Source organism: Brenneria tiliae, from assembly GCF_023347575.1.
Taxonomy (GTDB): Bacteria; Pseudomonadota; Gammaproteobacteria; order Enterobacterales; family Enterobacteriaceae; genus Brenneria; species Brenneria corticis.
In genome coordinates this window covers 16,840-37,304 of the sequence record NZ_JAKPCB010000103.1, presented here as the reverse complement: position 1 = coordinate 37,304, position 20,465 = coordinate 16,840, and the positions used below count along the sequence as shown (strand labels likewise).

Sequence of the window (20,465 nt, the reverse complement as noted above, 5' to 3'; positions counted from 1 at the left end):
TCTTTACCGAAAATTTGCATTCCTTTACGTACTGAAACGGTCTCCACCATTGCTTAGCGGTTCAGCACTTGTGAACCACCTTGATGCTTACCCCTGACGCCCTGTGTTTTGCCCTGTGCCCGATTAAGACGCGCGAAGAAAAAAACGGCAAAAAACTGTTGTAATACACCACGTCCGTCTGACAATTAGTCAACTGTGATAATAAAACGTCATTGGGCATGGCTATTAACAATCAGGAAACTTACTAATTAATGATGTTAAAAAAGCGACCTATTATATCCGTGATATATGGATGGCGCAGGGTAATCATTAATATCCCGGAGGGATTCAATTTACAGGACTGATTCAAGCAGCGCGCAACCAATAATAGATGGGCGCCAAAACGCCTGACATCAAGTCATTAATTTATTGATTCACGTTAAGCTTAATTCAGCCAGAGAAACCCGGCGCCGCTGGTATTTTCCCTATAGCAGGATGGCCGCCGGCGCCCAAAGCAAGTAAAAATAACCTGTGAGGGAATCGACTGTTTTTCCCGATTCCCATCAGACAGTTATCAATCTGTCTAATTTTACGGCAATCCGCTTTTATTTTCCGCGTATAAGTTCAAAACGTGATGGAGATCGCATTGAATCTTATTAAGGTTTCCCTACATGTGCCGATGGTATTTCAGATTGGTTGTTTAGGTTACCGCTTGTCGTCAAAGCAGACATTTACCCCCGAATGCCAACGCTGCCTGCCGACGGCACCAAAAATGATAATGACTTTTCCCGAAAATGAGCGGATGGATATGAAAATAACGTCAAGACCCGAGCAGCCGGGTAACGCCGGCTTGTTAAGCAATTTACGGTTAGTCCCTTTATTCGTCATTATTCTGGGCGGGATTATGCTGCTGTTCGCGCTATCAATAGGCACGTCCAGCCATTTTTTACAACGCGGCGGTCAATCACTGGCCGACGTCACCCAGGAAATTGATATCCGCATGGGGATATCCAACAGCGCTAACCACCTTGGCACCGCGCGCCTGTTACTGATTCAGGCCGCCGCTGCCGCACGTATCGGAGACTCAGAGGTCTTTAATGACAACCTGAAGCAGGCAACGCAGCGCATCGAACAGTCGCAACAGGCGTTTCTGGTTTATGAACAACGCCCGGTAAAAACGGCTCAGGACGCCGCATTGGACGCCAGCTTACGCAAAGCCTACGACGACTATATCAACCAGGGGGTGATGCCCATGCTCGCCTCGGCCAAGGAAGGACTGTTTGAAGAAGTGATCAGCCATGAGTCGGAGTTCACCCGGGTTTTGGATTTGGCGTATAACAAGCCCCTGCTGGAGGCCGTTGGCTACCGCAACCAGCGCGCCAACGAGCTGAATAGCACGGCGCAGGACAATGCCACGTTGGGCTATGCGCTGATGGGCGCCAGCTTTGGCGTCGCGATCATTTTAACCCTGCTGACATTCCTGCTCCTGCAACGCGCGCTAATTCAACCCATGAACCGGCTGGTGAGCCGTATCCAGCGTATAGCGCAAGGCGATCTCACCCAACACGTGGATAACTATGGCAACAATGAAATTGGCATATTGGGTCGAAACGTGCAGCAGATGCAGTTATCGCTGGTTACCACGGTAACCACCGTGCGCGAAAGCGCGGACGCCATCTATCAAGGCACGACAGAGATCTCCTCAGGCAATACCGACCTTTCCTCCCGCACGGAACAGCAGGCCTCCGCGCTGGAGCAAACCGCCGCCAGTATGGAGCAGCTGACCGCAACCGTAAAACAGAACGCCGAGAATGCGCATCACGCCAGCCAGCTTGCGGCGAATGCCTCGGGTAAAGCCCAAAAAGGCGGGGAGATTGTCGCCGACGTGGTCAACACCATGAATAACATTTCAGGCAGTTCCAGAAAAATCTCTGAAATCACCAGCGTAATCGACAGCATTGCCTTCCAGACCAATATTCTGGCACTGAATGCGGCGGTGGAAGCCGCCAGAGCCGGTGAACAAGGCAGAGGATTTGCGGTGGTGGCCAGCGAAGTGCGCAACCTGGCGCAGCGCAGCGCCCAGGCGGCAAAAGAGATAGCAGCCTTAATCTCCGAATCGGTGGATTTAGTTAACAACGGGTCAACGCTGGTTGATAATGCGGGCCAGACCATGAAAGAGATCGTTGCTGCGGTGACCAACGTCACCGACATTATGGGGGAGATTGCCTCCGCCTCCGACGAGCAGAGCCGCGGCATCACTCAGGTGGGCCAGGCTATTTCGGAAATGGACAGCGTAACGCAGCAAAATGCGGCGCTGGTTCAGGAAGCCACCGCGGCGGCGGCTTCTCTGGAAGAGCAGGCCGCGCTGCTGACCCGCGCGGTGGCGACATTTAACCTCTCCGACCGCCGGCCGCCGGCGACGGCCGCCACGCCCGCGCCCAAGATAGCGCCGACGCCCCAGCCAACGCCTTCTCTGGCGTTAGCCCGGCAAACGGCCAAAGCGGAGAATGGTAACTGGGAGACCTTTTAACGTAGTCCGAGGCGGGTATTGATCCGAACCCTGGTCAATACCCGCGATACATCACTGCGCTGAAGACGACTTAAGCTCCACGAATGTCCCGTCTTGGCTCTCAACTTCGTTAAAGAACCAAACGCCCGCGGGATAATCTTCCAGCGCGACCAAATACATCGTTCCTTCCTGAAACTCTTCAACGGCCAAAATAACGCCTTCCCTACGGGCCCTACCGTCTGTCTTGACCGTTACTACATCATTCACTTTCATAAATTACTCTCAAAAACCACTTTAACCCCAAAATACGGGATGATCGTTGCTGAATACTATAGGAATATCCGACATAGCCAGAACAATATTACCCTTTTCGACTCAAACTATTATTTATCCTGCTAATTATACCGTTAGTTTTTATTCTTTACCTCACGGCGGCATTATTTCCCGGCGGTTACAAAAATTAACATTAATCAGGTTAAATAATTTCAAACCGTCATGAAGCCCGCCATTTACACGCCGATAACAGAAACGCAAGAGACATACCGTCATGGATAATTGATCAGACTGTAAAAATTCACCAGCAGTCTGGCATCTGAAGGGAAACGCTAACGCGATCCTGTCTTTTTTAGGATTAACCGCCTTATCATTTTTTCACCGGGATTTACACCATGAGCTTTGTACGCAATATTAAAATCAGAACCATGATGATTCTGATTCTTATACTATTTTCTTTATTGTGGGGCGGAGTATCAGCCTTTGCGCTGTACTCGCTTAGCCAATTGACCTCCGAGCTGAAGTTGACCAACGTGCAGCAAAACAACGGCGACATTATTAATGGCGCCAATGGACAGTACTATCGCATTATCAGCGCCCTCGAACGCGCCACACGCGCAAAACAAAATGACAATGCTGCGGAAGTCGATCTGGAGCTTAAGCTGGTTGAGGGGGAATTGGCGAGGATCAAGACCGGCCTGGAGGAATTTAAAACCACCGATCATGCCAACATCACCCCGGCCACCATCGACAACATTTATAACAGTTCGTACCAGCTTTACACCAAGGGCGTGCTGCCGCTCTATGAGGCAGTCAAAGCCGACCGTATTGATGAGTTCGTTCAGTATGCGACCCAGACATATCGCCCTTTACGCCAAAACTTCACCGATGCCATCGATGAGTACAACGTGGTTATTGATAAGTTGAAAAGCGAGGCGCAAAGCAGAATCGACGCCTGGGTCCACTGGTGCCAGAACGCGCTGATTCTGGCGCTGATTACCGGCTTGATCATCGTCTTGCTGACCGATCGCTATCTGGCCATTTTCGTGGTCAAACCGCTAGAGTTGATTAAAAAGCATCTTCAGGTTCTGGCGGTCGGTCATTTACACACCCAAATGCTCAATATGGGTAAAAACTGCGTCGGACAATTGATTCCTTTCGTTCAGCAAATGCAAAACAACTGGATCACGACCGTATCCGAAATTCGCGGCAGCGCAGAAGAAATTTACCGCGGTTCCGGTGAAATATCTTCCGGCAATACCGATTTATCTTCACGCACCGAGGAGCAGGCATCAGCGCTGGAGCAAACCGCAGCCAGCATGGAACAGCTAAGCGCCGTGGTGAAACAGAACGCGGACAACGCCAACCAGGCCAGCGTATTGGCGCAGAATGCCTCTAAAACGGCAAACAATGGCGGCGAGATTGTCGGCGACGTCATCAAGACGATGGGTAAAATAACCAGCAGCTCGCAGAAAATCGCCGACATTATCAATGTCATCAACAGCATCGCTTTTCAAACCAATATTCTGGCGCTGAACGCGGCCGTAGAAGCGGCCCGGGCCGGAGAACAAGGACGCGGATTTGCCGTCGTCGCCAGCGAAGTACGGAGCCTGGCGCAACGCAGCGCCCAGGCGGCGAAAGAGATTGAAGGATTAATCGACGAGTCGGTGGAAAATGTAAAAACAGGCTCGAGCCAGGTAGCGCTTGCGGGCGACGCCATGGAGAACATCGTCAAGGCGGTGACCAACGTAACGGATATCATGGGCGAGATTGCTTCCGCTTCAAACGAGCAGAGTAAAGGGATCACCCAGGTTGGTCAGGCGATGGTGGAAATGGACAGCGTAACGCAGCAAAACGCCGCGCTGGTTGAACAGTCAACCGCGGCGTCGGCATCACTGGAAGAACAGGCGCGCCGTTTGACGGAAATTGTCTCTATCTTCAAACTTTCCGAGACAGCGGAAAAAACCAGAGAAAGAACGCCGGCCAAAGCGTCGCACACGCTGCCATCAGCCGCGACAAAGAAAATAAGCGCCAATACCAGCAATTGGGAAACGTTTTAAGCGGTATAAAAGCGGGCGGTAGCGCCCGCTTTTACTCAGCGACAACCGTTGGTTAAGCACCCCGCCAGATGAAACTCCGCTGTACATTCAACAGATAAGCATGATCATTAACAACACGACGGACCAAAAATCCTTTATAGTTCCATGCAAGGTTCCACACAAAGGAGGAGCAGTCATTGCAGCGGCAATTCGTTTCATCATCAAGGATTCGTTCGATTGGATACGACCCGGAAAAGCGCATCCTTGAAATAGAATTTCATAACAAAGATATCTATCAGTACATTAGCGTTCCTGAACGCATTTACGGGAAATTCATTTCTGAAGCCGTAGTTTCCAAAGGCCGCTTTTTTGATGGGGTAATAAAAAACAAGTACCTGTGCCGAAAAATCACGTAACGGTCAGAATAAAGCGGCTCCCCTCCAGTAGACCATTCAAAATCGGGATAGTCCTGAGCCGCGGCGTTCTCCACGGTATCAGAACCGCCCTCGCCAGGCACTTCAGGTGATGCACCTCAGGGTATGCCGTCAGCTTGCACAAAGGGGCTGGATGATGGGCGGCGCGGAAAAAATTAACGTCACGCCGCCGAAAACTCTTATTGACCGCATCGATCGTTGCGTGGCGAGTAACCCGGAATTCAAAAGCCGCTCAGGTTTTCTCGCACAGGCTGCGTTAGAGCGAATTTCGTCCATGCGATAAATGGTTTTCCCCTTCTTACCCCCCTCGGGGTAAGAAAGTTCTTTTCCTTTAGATAAACTTAATAAAAGCGACTAAATTTTCAGCCGCTTTTTATTGTCTGAAATCGGTGCTGCCATTTTGTCGCCACTTTCCATTTTCCAGGCACAAAAAAACCGCCTGCTTGGCGGTTAACGACATTGTTCTACATGCTTGGTTTAATTGGGTTTTTATCGATGGTGCCCGGGGTGGGACTTGAACCCACACAGCGCGTACGCCGAGGGATTTTAAATTCATAGTTTTTATCTTAAAAGTCAATTAGTTATAATTTAACTTCCTAACAAAAACAAAATTAAATATATTTAATATCAGAGTGTTACGATGGCGGTAAATCACATTTTAGGAAAAAACGCGGGTAATGGCGTGCAAAATCATTCATTCACTGCAGGCAGTGATGGCCGCCAGTAGTTGCCGTTCATATCCGATCCGCTGGTGCCGCTCAGCGCGCAGCGCTCGCATCTGCTTGTCAATCGTGGAGCCAATCGGTAATTGGTCAACAGCGAACGCTGGCCGCTCTACCGGGAAAACCTTACACGGAACGGCAATAGGAACCTTGACCTCGACATAAACCGGATCCGGCGCCGGAGTGTTGCGGCAGCCGGCCAGCGCCAGCGCTACCCATATCGGCCACCACTTCATTTCGCACGCTCCCGCCGCAGCTCATCGTCAAACGCCACTGACGCAACTGTACACGCATCGCCCTGCGTCTGTTCCGACAATATGATATTGGCGGCGGCATAGTCGCCCTGTGCTGCCTGCTGTGCGTCACTCCTGGTTTTCTCGGCGTCATTGGCCCGAAAATCGGCCAGTACCTGTAAAGCCGTCACCGCGTTGTTTTGTACCGATATAGTGGCATCCTGCTGACGCTTGGCGCCCTGGCATTGCGTCAGTTCCTTGTTCAGAGTGTCGATCATTGGCTGGTAATGCCGATCCGCCAGCCAAGCGCCAGCGCCGACGATAGCAGCCAGCGCCAGCAGGATGACGATAATCTGCGCGATTAATTGCCGAGACATAGCGCCCTCTCTTTCGCTCGGCGTTCGATAAGGCCCGGCAATTTTTTACCGCCGCCATATACCCAACGCGAAAGTTGATCGCACGCTGCCGTGTAGGCCATATCAAGAAGGTGGCGGTACAACGTTGACGTAAGGAACTTTGAGCACCCGGCATTAAAGATGAACGAACCAATGCCATCAAATACGCCCTGCGGCAGTTGAAACCCGAGTTTATTTTCAACGTTTCTTTCAATGCAATTCTGTGCGTCCATGGCGTCCATAGCGAACCATCTGGCTATCGTCTCATCATTGGCTGCCGGCGCCAGCCCAACCCCCTCTCCAGTGTGTCCTATGCCCTGGGTAGCGATTCGTGCGGGGCATAGATAGGGATCGCGGCGGCATCCCTCGGCGTTCGCCATGATTTCCAGCGCCTGCTTGCTGAACCGTAGTGGGTTTCCATTCACTGATCGCATATCGGGCGCCATGCTAAGCACCAGCGCAATTATTGCGCCAATGGCGCATACGATGGCTGACGATTTACGCTTGTTCATCGGGGCCGCCCTTTATGTTTTTTGTGGCCGTAATAAATTCTTTCGGGGTTATTGATTGGTCCTTTACACCAGCCAGGAGTATTTCGGTTTGCCGGCGTGCCTCCGCCGCAATGGCTTTATTTTTTCTGGAGTTAGAGAGGTAGGTTAGAACGGTGAATATTGCAGTAAACGCCGCCCCGATAGCAAAGATCACGTCTTGCGTTGATAGCGTGGTGAAAAAACCTGTCATCCATGACCAAAAGTAAGAATCTGAGCCGCCGTTGCTTGTTTTCATGATATGCATTGAGCTGGTTGGTTATGGCCCAATGCTATGTTTGTGAGGCGGTCGGTTTCCCGACCATTAAACCTAATCCGCTGAAAGTAACATTAACTTTTCAGATAGAAGAACTCTAACATCTGAGGGAACCATATTAAACACAGCATCCCCCAATTCATCCTCAATCTGTTCTTTCAATTCATCATAATTAACATCATGCATTACAAGCTCCCCCATTCTGATCGTTTTGTTTCAACAGTGTATGCATCATCAAAATCAGAAACAAAATTACCTGACGCATATGCCGAACCATCCCATTTAGTAATGGTTGTTGTGTTTTCTGATGTGGCATAAACCTGATACGTGTTGCCATTAATTGTTAGATATTCCCCTATATTACCGAAGTGACCATTTAAATCAGTATACCCATCAACCGTGTTGTTAAATCGAGCATATGCGGCCCACGATGTGTTTCTAACAATAACGGCAGTAGCCCTGGTAAAATTATTCTCTCCTGAGTTTGCAAGATATGAGAAGTTTGCTTCATCAAACTTAACCGAGCCGGCCAGGCGATTGGGATAATTGCTTGGGCAATTACGTGGTGAAAATAGCGTAGGAAATCCAGACGCTTGCGTTCCCAAAAAACTTTGCTCATAAATTCTGCTGCGAATAAGAGCGGACGCCTGGCGATCCAGTTCAAGCAGAAACTTCGTTATACCAGTGTGGGTATTTGCCCCAATAGTAAGGTTATTAATCACTGTACTGCATCTTATTGATGCATATAAATCCATGAATACATTATCACCAATGTGATACGCACCAACCTGATTTATTAGACGGATGCCCCGAGCAGACTCTGCATCGACACCTCTAATATAATTTGCGGTTATAGAAATGCGGCTAGCGTTTGAATTTATTCTATTCCCGATTATACCCACGCTGCGCGCCAAATCTATATTGTTTCCAGTTATCAGCGCATTACCACAGGATTCCATGAATATGCCATGTTTGTTATCTCGCAAATTGTTATTTGCAATTGTAAGCATGGCAGCTAGACCTATACCTGTAGTCGCCGAGTTATTACCCTCCACGTCTATGCCGTTGTCACCAGAATTAATGACGGTATTACCATGCACTAATGCGCCGTTAGGGCGCTCTAATTGAATGCCAATATAGTGCACATTGTCAACATAACAATTAATTACCCGCGCGTTAGAGCATCCATGATCGGATAAGCTACTCCCAGACCTACGGAGATATATTCCCCCGGCCGTGGAATTTTTAATGTTTACCCCATTTATAACCACATCGTCTGAATCAACAATATTGATTCCGTTAATGCCACTGCCGGGTGCTGCGCCATACCCGCCGTCTATTGTGATATCACGTACACTACAATTATCGGCAGCGCCCTGCCAGTTTGTAATCACCGCACCTGAAGATGTACCAGTGAACCCCTTGTCGAGAGTTATTCCCCCATGCCCGAAAAGGTGCACGCGGGGCTTAATACATAACGCCCCGCGACCTGCGGCCACCTCACCAGGGATAAGGGTGGATGCGGGATTTAATGACACAAGGTAATTTTGTGTTAAATATACACCCGCAACCGCGCCTGTTGCTGTATATGAATTGGCTGCAAAGTCAATCGCTGCTTGAATTGCCGCACGGTCATCTGTTACCCCATCACCGGCGGCCCCAAACATTTCCGGGGTGACATACCCAATGGATTTATCAAGATAATCACCAACCGTTCCACTATAAAACTGTTCTCTATCGTAACCGATGCGAAATGATCCGGTAGGTTTTGCCAACTCTATCAACACATCAGTCGCTGTCCCTGACTCGGGTATTACAGCAATGGGGTTACCTGAATCATCAAATGCGAGAACTTTGTTTTTTCGGTGCTCAATAGATGGAATGGCGGGAATAAACGATTCAGGAACCCGAAGCGTTTTATTTAGATTGGTGTTAACCCATAATTTAGTTGTCCCGTCCTGATTATTAATAGGATCTCCAAGATTCTCAATACGGAAACCATGAGCATTAAATGGACCTCCAGAAATAGGGCGTGTCAACACAAACCCGAAATTAACAAACGCCTGTTTAATAGCCATCCAAAGCCGGTCAAAATCCTTGTTTACCGTTCCAGCCAGCAGATCGCCATTGTTTTGGTATTCCGTGGTGCGCGTCGCTGGAATAACGCGTTCCAGCATAATGATCCCGCCAGCCGCCGGGGGAGTTAGAAACGTAACTTCCCCACCGTTAACAATGCCAACACCCGAAACGGTAAATCCTGTCGATATCTGTTCACCGTCGATATAAACGGCCAGATCATCAGACTGCAAAAGATAAAATTCATAGGGAAATACGGTAGTTACGCCGTTGGCCGTGTAGATGTTATAGGGGGTTTGTTCTGGAACAGCCATGTTGTCAGCCTCAGATTAATAGTCTGTAGCGACCTCGCAATCGCCATCGTATGGCTGCCAATTTTCCCGCGCCCCGCTGGTCGGTTTCCCGACCAACTTGCCGATGCGCACCGGCGTCTGGCTGATTGCGCCGGCGCCGGAGTCTATATAGTCGTCCGGCTGGTCGGTAACGGCTGGGTTAAAATCGCGCATCTGTTCGTACATGGGTCCGTCGAGAACGTCGCTGTGCGCCCATAAAAATTTTGACGATAGCGGCGCTTCGAACGCATCGAGAATGCGTTTTTGTTTGTTGGTGGTGGAAAATTCTTCCTGTACGCCGCAGCCGGTACCTTTAAGCGCCTGGCGCAGTAGTTTGCCGGCGAAGCTGCCTGGCCCGTTGACTTCGACGACAACGCGAGGGATCTGGTATTTGATGACCAGCTCGCGGATCTGCACTACCTGTCCGCCGGTGATTTTGTCGTTATCATCGAATTCCGCCAACTCCCCGGTGAGCTCCTGGCAGACATGCCAGTACAGATGCCCGCGCGCGTCGGTAAGCATGAGAGTAAAGGCGCTGGCGTCGGCTTTGACTTTACCCGTCGCAACATCCCACCACGCCACGGCGCCCACGATCTGCAGATTACCCAGCCACATCGAACAGCCGCCGTTGGCGTAGCGGATTTCTGGCTGTACGGCATACTCGCGGATGCGATCGGGATCCAAGCGGATATCCCCAACCGGCTTGCTATGCAACTGGTACTGGCTATCCCAGCCGTTTAATGTTCTGGTTTTCTTCCGCCGCCGGAGCATTTCGGCACGCGTAAACCGCTCTGGCCATTCGCATCCTGCGTAGCAGTCAATGGTCATGTCTGGCGCTTCGGCGAATTCAATGCCGGAATCAGTCAGCCGATAGTCGGTTCCCTCCGTCAGCAGCCGGGCGCCAATATGAATTCCGGTAAAAACATACTCGGGGCGGAATGGAAGTGTGTATCGCGTTTTTTTCGCGTCCCTGGCCTCTATGCGGTGCTCCTGATGAAACAACTTGATCGTTAGACAATCCGCCCCCATTTTTTCCACCTCATCGTACAGGCTGTCATGGGTGTGCGGTGTGCCGATATACAGCGTCCGCCCGCCCGGCACCAGAATGTGCGTCTGCTCATCCAGCCGGTAACGCAGCTTTTCCCGCGCCTCTGGCGTCTGAATGTTTTTCGGCACCTCCACATCATCGTTCTGGCATTCGTCGGCGCGGGCGGATGTGACGTTAGATAGAATGCCCTTTGCGTACATGCTGGCGTTGCGCTTATCGAGAGAGTTATTAACCCACCACTGTTCAACCGTTCCCTGCCCGTCCGGCAACATTCCACGCGTCAGTGGGTGATTGCGTAATACGTTTTGCGTGTCTCGGCTGGTTTTGTATGCCGTGCCGTCAGATTCTGACTGATGCAGGATCCGGTAGGTGTTATCCCGGTAATATCGCCAGGCGTTATAAACGGCGAGGATTGTTGATTTCCCGAAACCACGAAAGCAGCGAAGCACCGCCAGATCCCCGCGGTGCTCCAGCCAGTTTACGGCGCGCCAGTGGCAGTCCGGCACATCCCACCGCATACGCTCCGCCCACATAATGAAAAAGGCGACGAAAGAGATCATTTTTTCCCTTTCTGCATCCCCTGAATGCGTTCAATTACCGCCGCCGCCTCACGCTCTGCCGCTGCCACCTGCTGACCCAGCGAAAAGGCTTCATCGTCCGGGTTATTTTCTCCAGGCTTACCGCCGCGGGTGTGCATACCAATCAGGGAATGAACTTTCGTTAACAGCGTCAGCGTGGCCGCCGCGTTTTTTTTGAACCAGTACCGATCGCCGCGTTCCTGCTTGGTGTGTTTGTCGATGGTTTTACCAGCGCCAGGCCAGTTATCCGGATCGGCTTCCGTAAGAACGGTGTCGGTGAGTTTGTCACTCAGGATGGTAAGGCGTGATTTGTAGTCGTCGCTCATAAAAAAGCCCCATGATTAACATGAGGCTATGATGCTGCGGCCGGGTGGTCGGTTTCCTGACTATTAAGGCTTGCTAAGGCTATCAACGTCCCGGGCTACTTCCTCGGCAGCCACAACCATCTTTAGCGCATCGATTCTATTGATTTTCTTTTCCAAAGCATAATCAGCATCGCAGCGCTTCTGGTGTGCGGACCTTAATTTCATGCCGATTTTTTCAGCGGTGGGGCCATCAAGAGAATAATCTTCTGCCGCGTCCCCACTGCACAGGTACTCGCTTAGCCTTTTATGCTCACCGAAAGGAAGTCTGTTACCCGCTTTATCCCGGTCGGGGGCCTTATCAATAATGATACTTTTCACGGAATGAAACATAAAATAGTACGAACGGCTTATTGCGTTTCTAGTCCACTGTTCACCGCTGTTTTTTAAAGAGTCTTTGGCGATATCTAAAAAGCAATCCCGGCTTACAGGCATGGCTACTCTTCCTCGGCTATGGACTCGAAAAACGCAATGCAATTTTTTGATTTAATGCCTTGGGCGATCAATCTATCGAAGAGCATGTTATCCAGCTTAACCAGATAATGGGGATCTGTCGTATCCACCCCGTAGGCGAAGCCGTACTCACCAGAACCATCATGGGTTACTCGGGTGGAAACTAAAGGAAGGTGCTCTTCTTCAGCAATATGCATAACAACAGACGACATTTCCGATAACTCATCCGAGATCGTATTACCTGCATTTTTAAGTTGAGAGTAAACAGACATAGCTGCCTCAAACAAAGTCTTATGAACGCCGTGGAAGTTTCGCTGGATATCCATTTTTTCGATCACTGGATACGCGGAATCCATTATCTCCCTATCGGCCCAACTAGAACCCCACACGAATGCAAATTCCAGCATCACAGGGATACGATTACTTATACCGCGCCTAAATACTTCCCTTGCTTTACTGAACTGGCACCATGAATGAAGGGCTGAAACATAGTTTGACCAACTTACAGACTCACCAGGAGACGAGGAAATGGACATTTCAAACAACCTAATCCCTTCCTCAACATCCCCCTTCAGAAAGGAGATCATTCCTTCAACACACCATTTTTGGTTTAATTCCCTTATGCTGCCGGCCTCTTTAGCTGCCCTTCGCAGTTCCAGCTCGCTAAGAAGATTGCGACCTTCTGTAATAGAAGGTTTTAATTTCTCAATTAAACTATTGGTTTTAGGTTCGGGTACGTGCATGTATGAAAGCGCTGGCTGTTTTAGACTTTACTAACTATAACGCTATCCACCGCTCTACGCTACATGTCAAACGTGTTTACAGGATAATTGCAAAATTTCACACGTTCGGGGTTTGAGGTGAGTGTCAACGTATTTTTAACTTTTTCAGGGGTGCGCACTCCTTCAGTGCTCTTTCCCTGACGTCCGCCTGCTTTTGACCAACGCACATTTGAAACTCAGGGTAAGGGCATGGATATGCTTCGCTTAACGCAAAGTACACCACCCCCTGCGCAGGGCCTTTCATGTTAGGGGTTTTGTCTAAATATCTACCCACAGTTTTAACTATAACGTTTGGGGTGACCTCGTCCGGGATACATACAGGACCCTTGAAATTTTCAGAGTCCGCTACACCGAGAACATAACCAATAAATGCTGTTGTTTTAGTTAAACCAGTATGGCTCTTGTCGTTGAGCTTTACAGCGTTCCATTGGTCGCGGAGCGTTTCTTCAGAAATCTCCGCCAATGAATTACTTGCGCCACAAACGAACAAAAACACGAACAAAAATAACCTTCCCATTATTCCCCCCATGCCGTCCCAAAATCCGGCGCCCTGTCCAGCGTCGCGTCGCCAGGCCCCCACCAGAATCGTTGCCCCCATTCCTTGCGCGATTAGAAGCAGTAAAAAAGAAGTAAACTCATGAAAGCCCACCCTACGGTGGGCTTAATCGAGAAAATCAGAGAATTTGGCTTCCGCATAGCTTTTCCCAAGGTTAGACCAACAATATGAATTTAGGGAATCGGTGTATTTTATCCTTCTTTTCCTGCTGGATACCCACTTATAAACACAAAACACAAGCATTGTCGTAATTATATAAAAACCAATCAATTTATTTTCTTGCGGGAATATTGAGTAAACGAACAACCCAGCGCCAATAAGCACGCTCAGTACTCTACTTGTCTCTTCTGTGCTCTTAACTCGCAATAACTCGATGTGAAATAACTTAGCGTGTTCTAAATTCATAAAGTCGCCTATTTCATCTGTTCTTCGACCTGATTTAGCAGCGGGGCTATAACATGTAGATTTTGCAATGGCAGCATCTTCCTTACAGCATGCACCTGCTTATCATCAAACTCGCCGTTAAGCACACCATTTGCCACCGTTGCGGCATCACCACCGAGATCAAACGTTGGCCCCATTAATGCACCAATGGCGTTACGACTTTGAAAACGGGAAACGGGCGGCGCGCCAAACATGGCCCCCAAGCCAAAGCGCCCACCGCTGATATTCTCAACGGTATTAATCGGCTCCGATATCCAGCCCAACATCCCGGAGCGGTCGATTCCCTCTTTCACCAGGTTATTGGGGCTGTAGTCGATATCACGCCCAGACAGCTTTTGTTTCATCATGTAGACCATAGATCCAAGAGCTATAGACCCCAACGAACCAAGATAGAATGACGCGTCACCTTGCTGAATTCCAGACACAAGCATACGGTTGTGTGCGGCAAAAATAAACGTCTTAAACTGCAAGATGATTTTACCCGCCTCAGAACTCATCATTAACGGCGTATCGCCCACACCCGGCGTAATAATGGTTGAATCAACGTCTTTCAGGATAGCCGACTGGAACGCCTCACGCACCGCGCGATCATCCCAAAGATGGCTGTGTCCGGTCAGTAGCCCGTCCATATCCTCGCCGTGCTTCGCAAACTGTTCACCAATGCGGCGCAGCATGCTTTCATCGATCCCCATCTGCGCCAGCTTGCGTAAGTCTGCCTTTGGGATGCTCTTCCCGCCGGCAGTAAGACGGGCGTTATCCAATACACGCGACTGCGCAATAAGCCCAGACCATGATTTTAACGTGCTGTTCCATTGGTTCATTAGTGTCCAGTTGCCAAACTTCTGCGTACCCCAATTCAATCCACGTTCCAGACCTGATCGGCGACTATAGGGATCAGTTAGGTCAGCGATAGCCTTTGTTCTGGTGGAAAGCACGTAATCAAGGCCAACCGCCATTTCTCGCAAGTCTTTAGTGGCAATCTTTACCGCTTCCATATTGCGCAACATGGAAGCCATAGGACGCAACGATTTACTTAATCCGTGCTGCATAACCGGGCGCATTAAGTCGGGTAATGCTGATATCGTCATCCCCCCCAGCAGGCGCAAAAAATTAATGTTGCGAGCAACGCGCCCAGCGCGCACAAAAAAACTACGGGGATCACGCGGCGCGCCGTAGGTTCCCAATAAACGATCACGCATCGCGTTAATATCCCGTAAATCTGCCTCTCGTTGCTTTTCAAGGCGGGCGCGCTCTTTGGGGTTTTTAGCATCACGAATTAGTTGACTGTATTCCTCTGAAACCTGCCGGATTTGTTCGCCCATATCCTTACGGCCAAACTGTGCTGTAAGCTCAATCTCTGGCGCAATCTGACGCAGGTAACTCTCCATAACATAGTTGATATCAGATTCAAGAAAGTCCTCTATTCTCTCATCAGGGATTAACAGCGTGCGGCTTTTGGTGAAACCGGCTCGGCCAACCAATCTTTCAGGTAGCAATTCAGTAGGCACCATGCCAGACGGCGCACCAATGATTTTATTTACGATCTCGTCTGCGGCGTCTTCAGCTTCTTCACGGCTCAACGGTTCCATCGCCTTAAGGTTGCGTTCTCGACTGGCATTTAGCCTGGTAGTTGCGTTAGCCCTTCGCTCCAAACGGCGTAATTCATTACGGTGTTGGCGTGGGTTATCCAAAATTTCAAGGTGGCGCTGATACTTCGCCAGCGTGTTTTCTGCCTCAGAAATACGAGCGAGTTTAGATTCAAGTTCAACTTGTTTCTTTGTTGGCCTTTTTCTCCTTGAGAGCCGTGATATGTGGACCTCAAGTTCGGATCGCTGACTTACAAACTGCCTAAGTTTATGCATTTCATCGCCAAGCAATACTTTTTTTCCAGACCACGCTTCCGCTTCAGCTATCTCATCCGCCAGCGCTTTCGCCTGTGGTGTCGCTTCCTCTGCTGCCGTTAATCCAGCGTCGATTTTTTCAATACGCTGCGCCGCTTTCTCTGAACCTTTAGTGCTGATGCCTTGAATCCAATTAGCGATACGTCCGCGAAACTCAGTGCGATCGCTCAGTATTTTATCGAATTTATAGACTCGAGGCAGATAACTTTGCGCTGTTACCACATCCACATCTTCCGGAAGAATACCAAGCTCCTGCATGCGCTTTTTCGTGATTTCAAACGTCGGGCGGATCTGCGCTGCCGCCTGGGCGACTTCCGGAATATCGCTCTGGTCACCCCTGCGCATTGCCATGCCAATAGCTTCATTGAACTCAACAAAATTAACCCGCTGGCTGCGACCCAACCGCTTGCTATATTGCTGATAGGCGTCTTTCGTTGACTCCATCTGCTTATACAGCAATACGTCATACTGTTTAATTTTCGTCTCGGATGCGGTGAACGTTGCCAACCCTTCATCATTCTTGGCAAAAAAGTAATTATTCTCCGCCAACATCTGGTTTATCTGGCGAGAGGTTTTAGCGGGTGACTGCGCTAGGCGTCCAGATGGGTTAACGCTTAATGTTTTATTAATCAGCCCGACACCTGCCAATTGCTCCTGATCGAGTGTGGTATTAAATACCTGCGCGGCACCAATGCTTTGTGGTGAATCGGTGCCATTCAAATGACTCGAAACCGCTTGCGAGATCGCGGTTCGCTGTGCTGGCCCTGCCAGTAATTGCGCACCAGCACCAAGAACGCCGCCTACCATTGCATCAACAAGAATATTTGTTGCGCTTTCGCCAAACGTCCGGGTTTGCTGTGTGGATTGCAATACAGTTTCAGATGCGACGCTCCCCGCTGCTGTTGATGCTGCAAAGCGCCCAGCAGTCGCGGCAATTGCCCCACCTCGTGCCACCGCGCCAACCGGTAAAAAAACAGATGCGATATTAATCGGGTCTATAACCCCCATAGCCATGCTGGATATTAGTCCGGCGCCGCCCATTTCTGATAGGTATTGTCGATCCTGTATCTGTCGGTCAATTCGATATTTAATGGCCGCGCTCTCCTGCGGGGACTGTGAGTTGATAAACGAGTCGGCATAATCTTCATACCCTTTGATGCCAGCGGCATCATTATCGAATGGGTTATACCCGTCTACTGGTTCGAACTGGCTAAATGGTGCGGTAGCAATAAAGCTCCCCAAAGAGTTATCGATTCTAAAGGCGGCATCCCTTGCTCGATTAACCCTTTGATCGTTGGTAAAGGGGTTAATTGCCGATAATAAAGACGGCGTTTCCATATAAAACGCGCTATCCTCTTGTTGAGGAAGCGCTTCTATATCAGCCGAAAGAATGCTGCTGGGGTCAAATTCGTATGTTGGCATGGCTATTCACCCTGTTCTCTGCGCTGTTTAGCCTTTTCAATCCTATCCAGCTTAATTCCTTGCATGGCTTTATAGAGCGGTGATGTTTGTTGATCGAATTTGAACCTAATAGGAAGCCCGTTATCACCGTAATACGGACGAACATCATAACCATCGGCGTTTTTCTGATGAACCATAACGGCGTAATCTTGATTTCTTGCGGTGAACATATCGGAAACCAGTAATAACTCGGTGTCATCACTCTTTCCACCGAACGATTTTGATTTTAATTCCTGCTTTTCTTTTTCCCATTGGCTATCCATCCAATTCACCGCCCCAGAAACACCAAACACAGCCTCGGGTGCATACTTCATTACCTCCGGGGAACCGTTTATTGAGGTAACGGCCCAAACGTTTTTCACCTGAGCGTTTGTTATAGACTCCGCCCTTTTCGCATCCCCTCCTGTGAGCGAAAAATTAGCATCATAAATAGCTCGGTAGTCACGCAGGTATTGCTGATTTGACACACCAGGATCTGTTATTGCCGGCGCGCCAAATGAGGTCAACGATGGTGATATTTCGTTGATATTTTTTTGTGCCGCCCCATCCCTTTCTTTGATGTAGTCCTTATCCCTCAACTTCTGACTGATTATTTCTTTCATTCCAGCGCTTTGTTGATAAGTCTGTGTGTATGCCGTATCAACGGCTTTATCGGCGGGTATTCCAGCGTTAGTGTAATCATAAACCGACTTGAAGAACGCGGATGTGTCGGCGGGCATAGACGCGACAGCGGCGGGATTATTGTCGAAAAGACCACCGAACATTTTCGCCATAGGAACGGCAATCGACGGATCTTTTGTTGCGGCCCCCGCATTAAACATTGACTGGACCTGGCTGGGAATGATACCAGTGCGTCTCACTACGCCAGACAGGTTATTAATGCTATTGGTATCGTTGTAATCAAACCCTTGCATGTTTTTTTGAAACCAGATATCTACGGCGGCCTGGTTATTTTTATCAGTAGGATCGAGCGGTACACCATCCTTTATTGATGACTCCACGCGTTGCATAACAGCAATCTGATTTTGCTCTTCCTGATAACGCTGAAATGCAGCGCTTCTTCTTTGTAGGGATTGCCACTGATCAGCGGTGCCGCCGTTTTTCTCCAGTTCGGTTTTTTGGTTGAGAATGAGGCTCTCAAATGCCTGTGTACCTTCAAGCTTGGCCTGTTTGATCGCCAACTCATCACTAAGAACTGATTGCGCATAGCTTTGGCTTGTAGTGCCTCTTGTGGTCTGCGATAACGCTGCCCGCATTTCGTCTGTCGGCTCCATACCGTTATCAACAAGCGACGCATATTCGCTTACTTGCCGAGACGCTAAAGCCTCTCTCCTTGCGGATTCAATCCTCGCCTGGTTTTGTAATTGTAATTGTTGGTTTTGTACCCTATTCCATAACTCTATACGTGTATTTGGATCTAACTTATCCAAATACAATCCATCTTCTGAGGTTAAATCATTGTTCAATTGAGATAGCGCGGCTCCGCTGCTGCTTGCTTTTAAAAAACGCTGCTGCGCCTGATTATACCAATTCTGATCTACCCAGTTTTGGCGAACCTTTGGCCATTGCGCCCCGTAGGCGATCCGGCCCTGTTCTTCCAGACTGGCGGACATGCCGTTAATCTTCTCAATATCCGCATCGGGGTAGTTGGTCAGTTTTCCAAGCTGGTCGAGCTGGGTGTCAACCTGATCCCTGGCCTCTATTTTTAATGCGGTGCGGGCGTAGCCGCGCGCCGTCGATAGCCCGTCCGACTCATAGCGTTTTAACCCACCCTCCACGGTCTGCATTTCCGCAATTCCCAGCCCGGAGAATTGCGGTTTATCCAGTTTACCGACCGCGTCCTGGTAAACCTTTTCCACCTGATCGGCGCGCAATGATCCGTCTTCAACGCCCTGGCGGATTGACTCATTAACGTCTTTTATTTTTATCTGGTAATCGAGAAGCGACTCGCTGGCCCGCGCCCGAACAACAGCATTAACCTCCTGCTGTATTTCCTTTCCCAACCCCTGCACAGCCTGACCAACCGCGCCGGCGTTACTGACATTAACACGCGTGGGTTGCGGGTTTGGTGTGAGGTTTCCAAAGTTACCGGTTGGGATTCGCATTACTTAACCCCCATGTTGGTAAACATGTTATTGGATGAGGTTCCGCTGGTTGTGGTTGAAGTTGTGTTTGTAGTTGGTCTTTTCCATCCTGAATAAGCGGTACCGCCAGCCTGCAAAAGAGAGCTGCCGGCGCTGATATAACCAGAGGTGGCCGCATTTTTACCACTGATGCGATCCGCCTGCGCCTGGGCGTTATACCGGGCGGCGGAATCCTGCCCCCCAAGGATAGTGGTTACCGCGTCCTCTTCCGCGTCCCCCACAATATCCGATGTGATGCGCAGCGCGGTCCCCTCACCAGTCTCTACGCCTGACGCAGCATAAGAAGCGTTGGCCTGCGCCGCCTGCGCCGCGCCTGCCTTACGTATTTTCTCCGCCTGTACTCGCGCCGCAGCCGCCGCCGCGTCCGCATCGGCTTGCGCCTGGTCCGCCTGGTAGTCGGCCATCTTCTTTTGTTGTGCGCCGCTATATGCCGCGCCGCCAGCTGCCAGAACAGACGCACCGATTACCGCAATTTCTACGCCTGTGCACATAATTAAACCTCCATCGAATACAGCAGGCCGGTGCGCTGCAGGCCCAGCCTATGATATAAATCACCAGTGCGTTCGGCATTAATACCAGTGGTGATCCCCATATTGATAATCGAAATATCATGCTGTTTCGCCCAGCCGATAAATTCTTTCACCAGCCGATATCCAGTGCTGCCGCCGCGGTGCTCGGCATCGATAAAAACGCCGTACTCAAACGCCATGCGGTCATGAGAAAACCATTGTTCCGCTATGCCGCCGGCCATCCATCCGGTTATCTGACCATCTTTTTCAGCAACCAGCACAATGCCGAAATCCGTAGCTATCAACTGCTGCGCCAGCGCCTGGCATTTCTCAGAGCTAAACAAGAAATTCCGGTACCGCGATTCCTGGTGCATACGCATGCCAAGCAGAACTAGCGCCGGAATGTCGTCGCCGGTTGCATGTCGAATCAT

Annotated in this window: 19 protein-coding genes and 1 pseudogene; 4 read left to right on the top strand and 16 right to left on the bottom strand. The window is 49.9% G+C overall.

What is annotated here, in order from left to right; translation table 11 throughout:
- Positions 1–781: 781 nt before the first annotated feature.
- Positions 782–2,509 carry a methyl-accepting chemotaxis protein gene (locus MFP24_RS20985; RefSeq protein ID WP_249232908.1) on the top strand — a complete coding sequence of 576 codons (1,728 nt, stop codon included), beginning with the start codon at positions 782–784 and terminating at the stop codon, positions 2,507–2,509.
- A gap of 51 nt (positions 2,510–2,560) precedes the next feature.
- Here MFP24_RS20985 and dsrB read toward each other — a convergent pair whose 3' ends face one another.
- Positions 2,561–2,761, bottom strand: a complete 201-nt coding sequence (dsrB, locus tag MFP24_RS20980) for a protein DsrB (protein ID WP_249232691.1) — start codon at positions 2,759–2,761, stop codon at positions 2,561–2,563.
- A 395-nt stretch (positions 2,762–3,156) separates the two neighbouring features.
- Here dsrB and MFP24_RS20975 point away from each other — a divergent pair, with 395 nt between their 5' ends.
- From MFP24_RS20975 to MFP24_RS20965, 3 genes and pseudogenes are all read left to right on the top strand, one after another.
- Positions 3,157–4,821, top strand: a complete 1,665-nt coding sequence (locus MFP24_RS20975) for a methyl-accepting chemotaxis protein (protein WP_249232692.1) — start codon at positions 3,157–3,159, stop codon at positions 4,819–4,821.
- Between the two features lie 176 nt (positions 4,822–4,997).
- Positions 4,998–5,216 (top strand): KTSC domain-containing protein, encoded by a 219-nt coding sequence (locus MFP24_RS20970; protein ID WP_249232693.1) that lies wholly within the window; start codon positions 4,998–5,000, stop codon positions 5,214–5,216.
- A gap of 151 nt (positions 5,217–5,367) precedes the next feature.
- Positions 5,368–5,517, top strand: a pseudogene (locus tag MFP24_RS20965) (type II toxin-antitoxin system HicB family antitoxin); the annotation flags it as partial.
- A 411-nt stretch (positions 5,518–5,928) separates the two neighbouring features.
- Here MFP24_RS20965 and MFP24_RS20960 read toward each other — a convergent pair.
- The 15 genes from MFP24_RS20960 to MFP24_RS20895 form a co-directional block, all read right to left on the bottom strand.
- A complete protein-coding gene (locus MFP24_RS20960; protein ID WP_249232694.1) occupies positions 5,929–6,192 on the bottom strand; it encodes a hypothetical protein in 264 nt (87 codons plus the stop codon).
- Positions 6,189–6,566, bottom strand: coding sequence for a hypothetical protein (locus MFP24_RS20955; protein WP_249232695.1), 378 nt, complete (start codon positions 6,564–6,566; stop codon positions 6,189–6,191). Before MFP24_RS20955 ends, MFP24_RS20960 begins: the two co-directional genes overlap by 4 nt.
- Entirely contained in the window at positions 6,551–7,096 is a 546-nt protein-coding gene (locus MFP24_RS20950) for a lysozyme (protein ID WP_249232696.1), read from the bottom strand. The genes MFP24_RS20955 and MFP24_RS20950 overlap by 16 nt, the downstream gene beginning before the upstream one ends.
- The gene (locus MFP24_RS20945; RefSeq protein WP_249232697.1) at positions 7,083–7,370 is read right to left on the bottom strand and encodes a hypothetical protein; all 288 of its coding nucleotides are present in this window, start codon (positions 7,368–7,370) and stop codon (positions 7,083–7,085) included. Before MFP24_RS20945 ends, MFP24_RS20950 begins: the two co-directional genes overlap by 14 nt.
- 72 nt (positions 7,371–7,442) lie before the next feature.
- A complete protein-coding gene (locus MFP24_RS24030) occupies positions 7,443–7,574 on the bottom strand; it encodes a hypothetical protein (RefSeq protein WP_263458563.1) in 132 nt (43 codons plus the stop codon).
- Positions 7,574–9,778 carry a right-handed parallel beta-helix repeat-containing protein gene (locus MFP24_RS20940; RefSeq protein ID WP_249232698.1) on the bottom strand — a complete coding sequence of 735 codons (2,205 nt, stop codon included), beginning with the start codon at positions 9,776–9,778 and terminating at the stop codon, positions 7,574–7,576. Before MFP24_RS20940 ends, MFP24_RS24030 begins: the two co-directional genes overlap by 1 nt.
- Positions 9,779–9,793: 15 nt before the next feature.
- Positions 9,794–11,404 (bottom strand): phage terminase large subunit, encoded by a 1,611-nt coding sequence (gene terL / locus MFP24_RS20935; RefSeq protein ID WP_249232699.1) that lies wholly within the window; start codon positions 11,402–11,404, stop codon positions 9,794–9,796.
- Positions 11,401–11,748: a hypothetical protein gene (locus MFP24_RS20930; RefSeq protein WP_009113368.1), complete on the bottom strand. Its 348-nt coding sequence runs from the start codon at positions 11,746–11,748 to the stop codon at positions 11,401–11,403. Before MFP24_RS20930 ends, terL begins: the two co-directional genes overlap by 4 nt.
- 63 nt (positions 11,749–11,811) lie before the next feature.
- The gene (locus MFP24_RS20925; protein ID WP_009113369.1) at positions 11,812–12,219 is read right to left on the bottom strand and encodes a bacteriophage protein; all 408 of its coding nucleotides are present in this window, start codon (positions 12,217–12,219) and stop codon (positions 11,812–11,814) included.
- A gap of 2 nt (positions 12,220–12,221) precedes the next feature.
- A complete protein-coding gene (locus tag MFP24_RS20920) occupies positions 12,222–12,980 on the bottom strand; it encodes a tetratricopeptide repeat protein (protein WP_009113370.1) in 759 nt (252 codons plus the stop codon).
- A gap of 124 nt (positions 12,981–13,104) precedes the next feature.
- Positions 13,105–13,617, bottom strand: a complete 513-nt coding sequence (locus tag MFP24_RS20915; protein ID WP_009113371.1) for a Rap1a/Tai family immunity protein — start codon at positions 13,615–13,617, stop codon at positions 13,105–13,107.
- A gap of 371 nt (positions 13,618–13,988) precedes the next feature.
- Positions 13,989–17,342: a hypothetical protein gene (locus tag MFP24_RS20910; RefSeq protein ID WP_009113373.1), complete on the bottom strand. Its 3,354-nt coding sequence runs from the start codon at positions 17,340–17,342 to the stop codon at positions 13,989–13,991.
- Positions 17,343–17,344: 2 nt separating this feature from the next.
- Positions 17,345–19,486 (bottom strand): hypothetical protein, encoded by a 2,142-nt coding sequence (locus MFP24_RS20905; RefSeq protein WP_249232700.1) that lies wholly within the window; start codon positions 19,484–19,486, stop codon positions 17,345–17,347.
- Entirely contained in the window at positions 19,486–20,016 is a 531-nt protein-coding gene (locus MFP24_RS20900; RefSeq protein ID WP_249232701.1) for a hypothetical protein, read from the bottom strand. The genes MFP24_RS20905 and MFP24_RS20900 overlap by 1 nt, the downstream gene beginning before the upstream one ends.
- 2 nt (positions 20,017–20,018) lie before the next feature.
- Positions 20,019–20,465, bottom strand: coding sequence for a GNAT family N-acetyltransferase (locus MFP24_RS20895; RefSeq protein WP_249232702.1), 447 nt, complete (start codon positions 20,463–20,465; stop codon positions 20,019–20,021).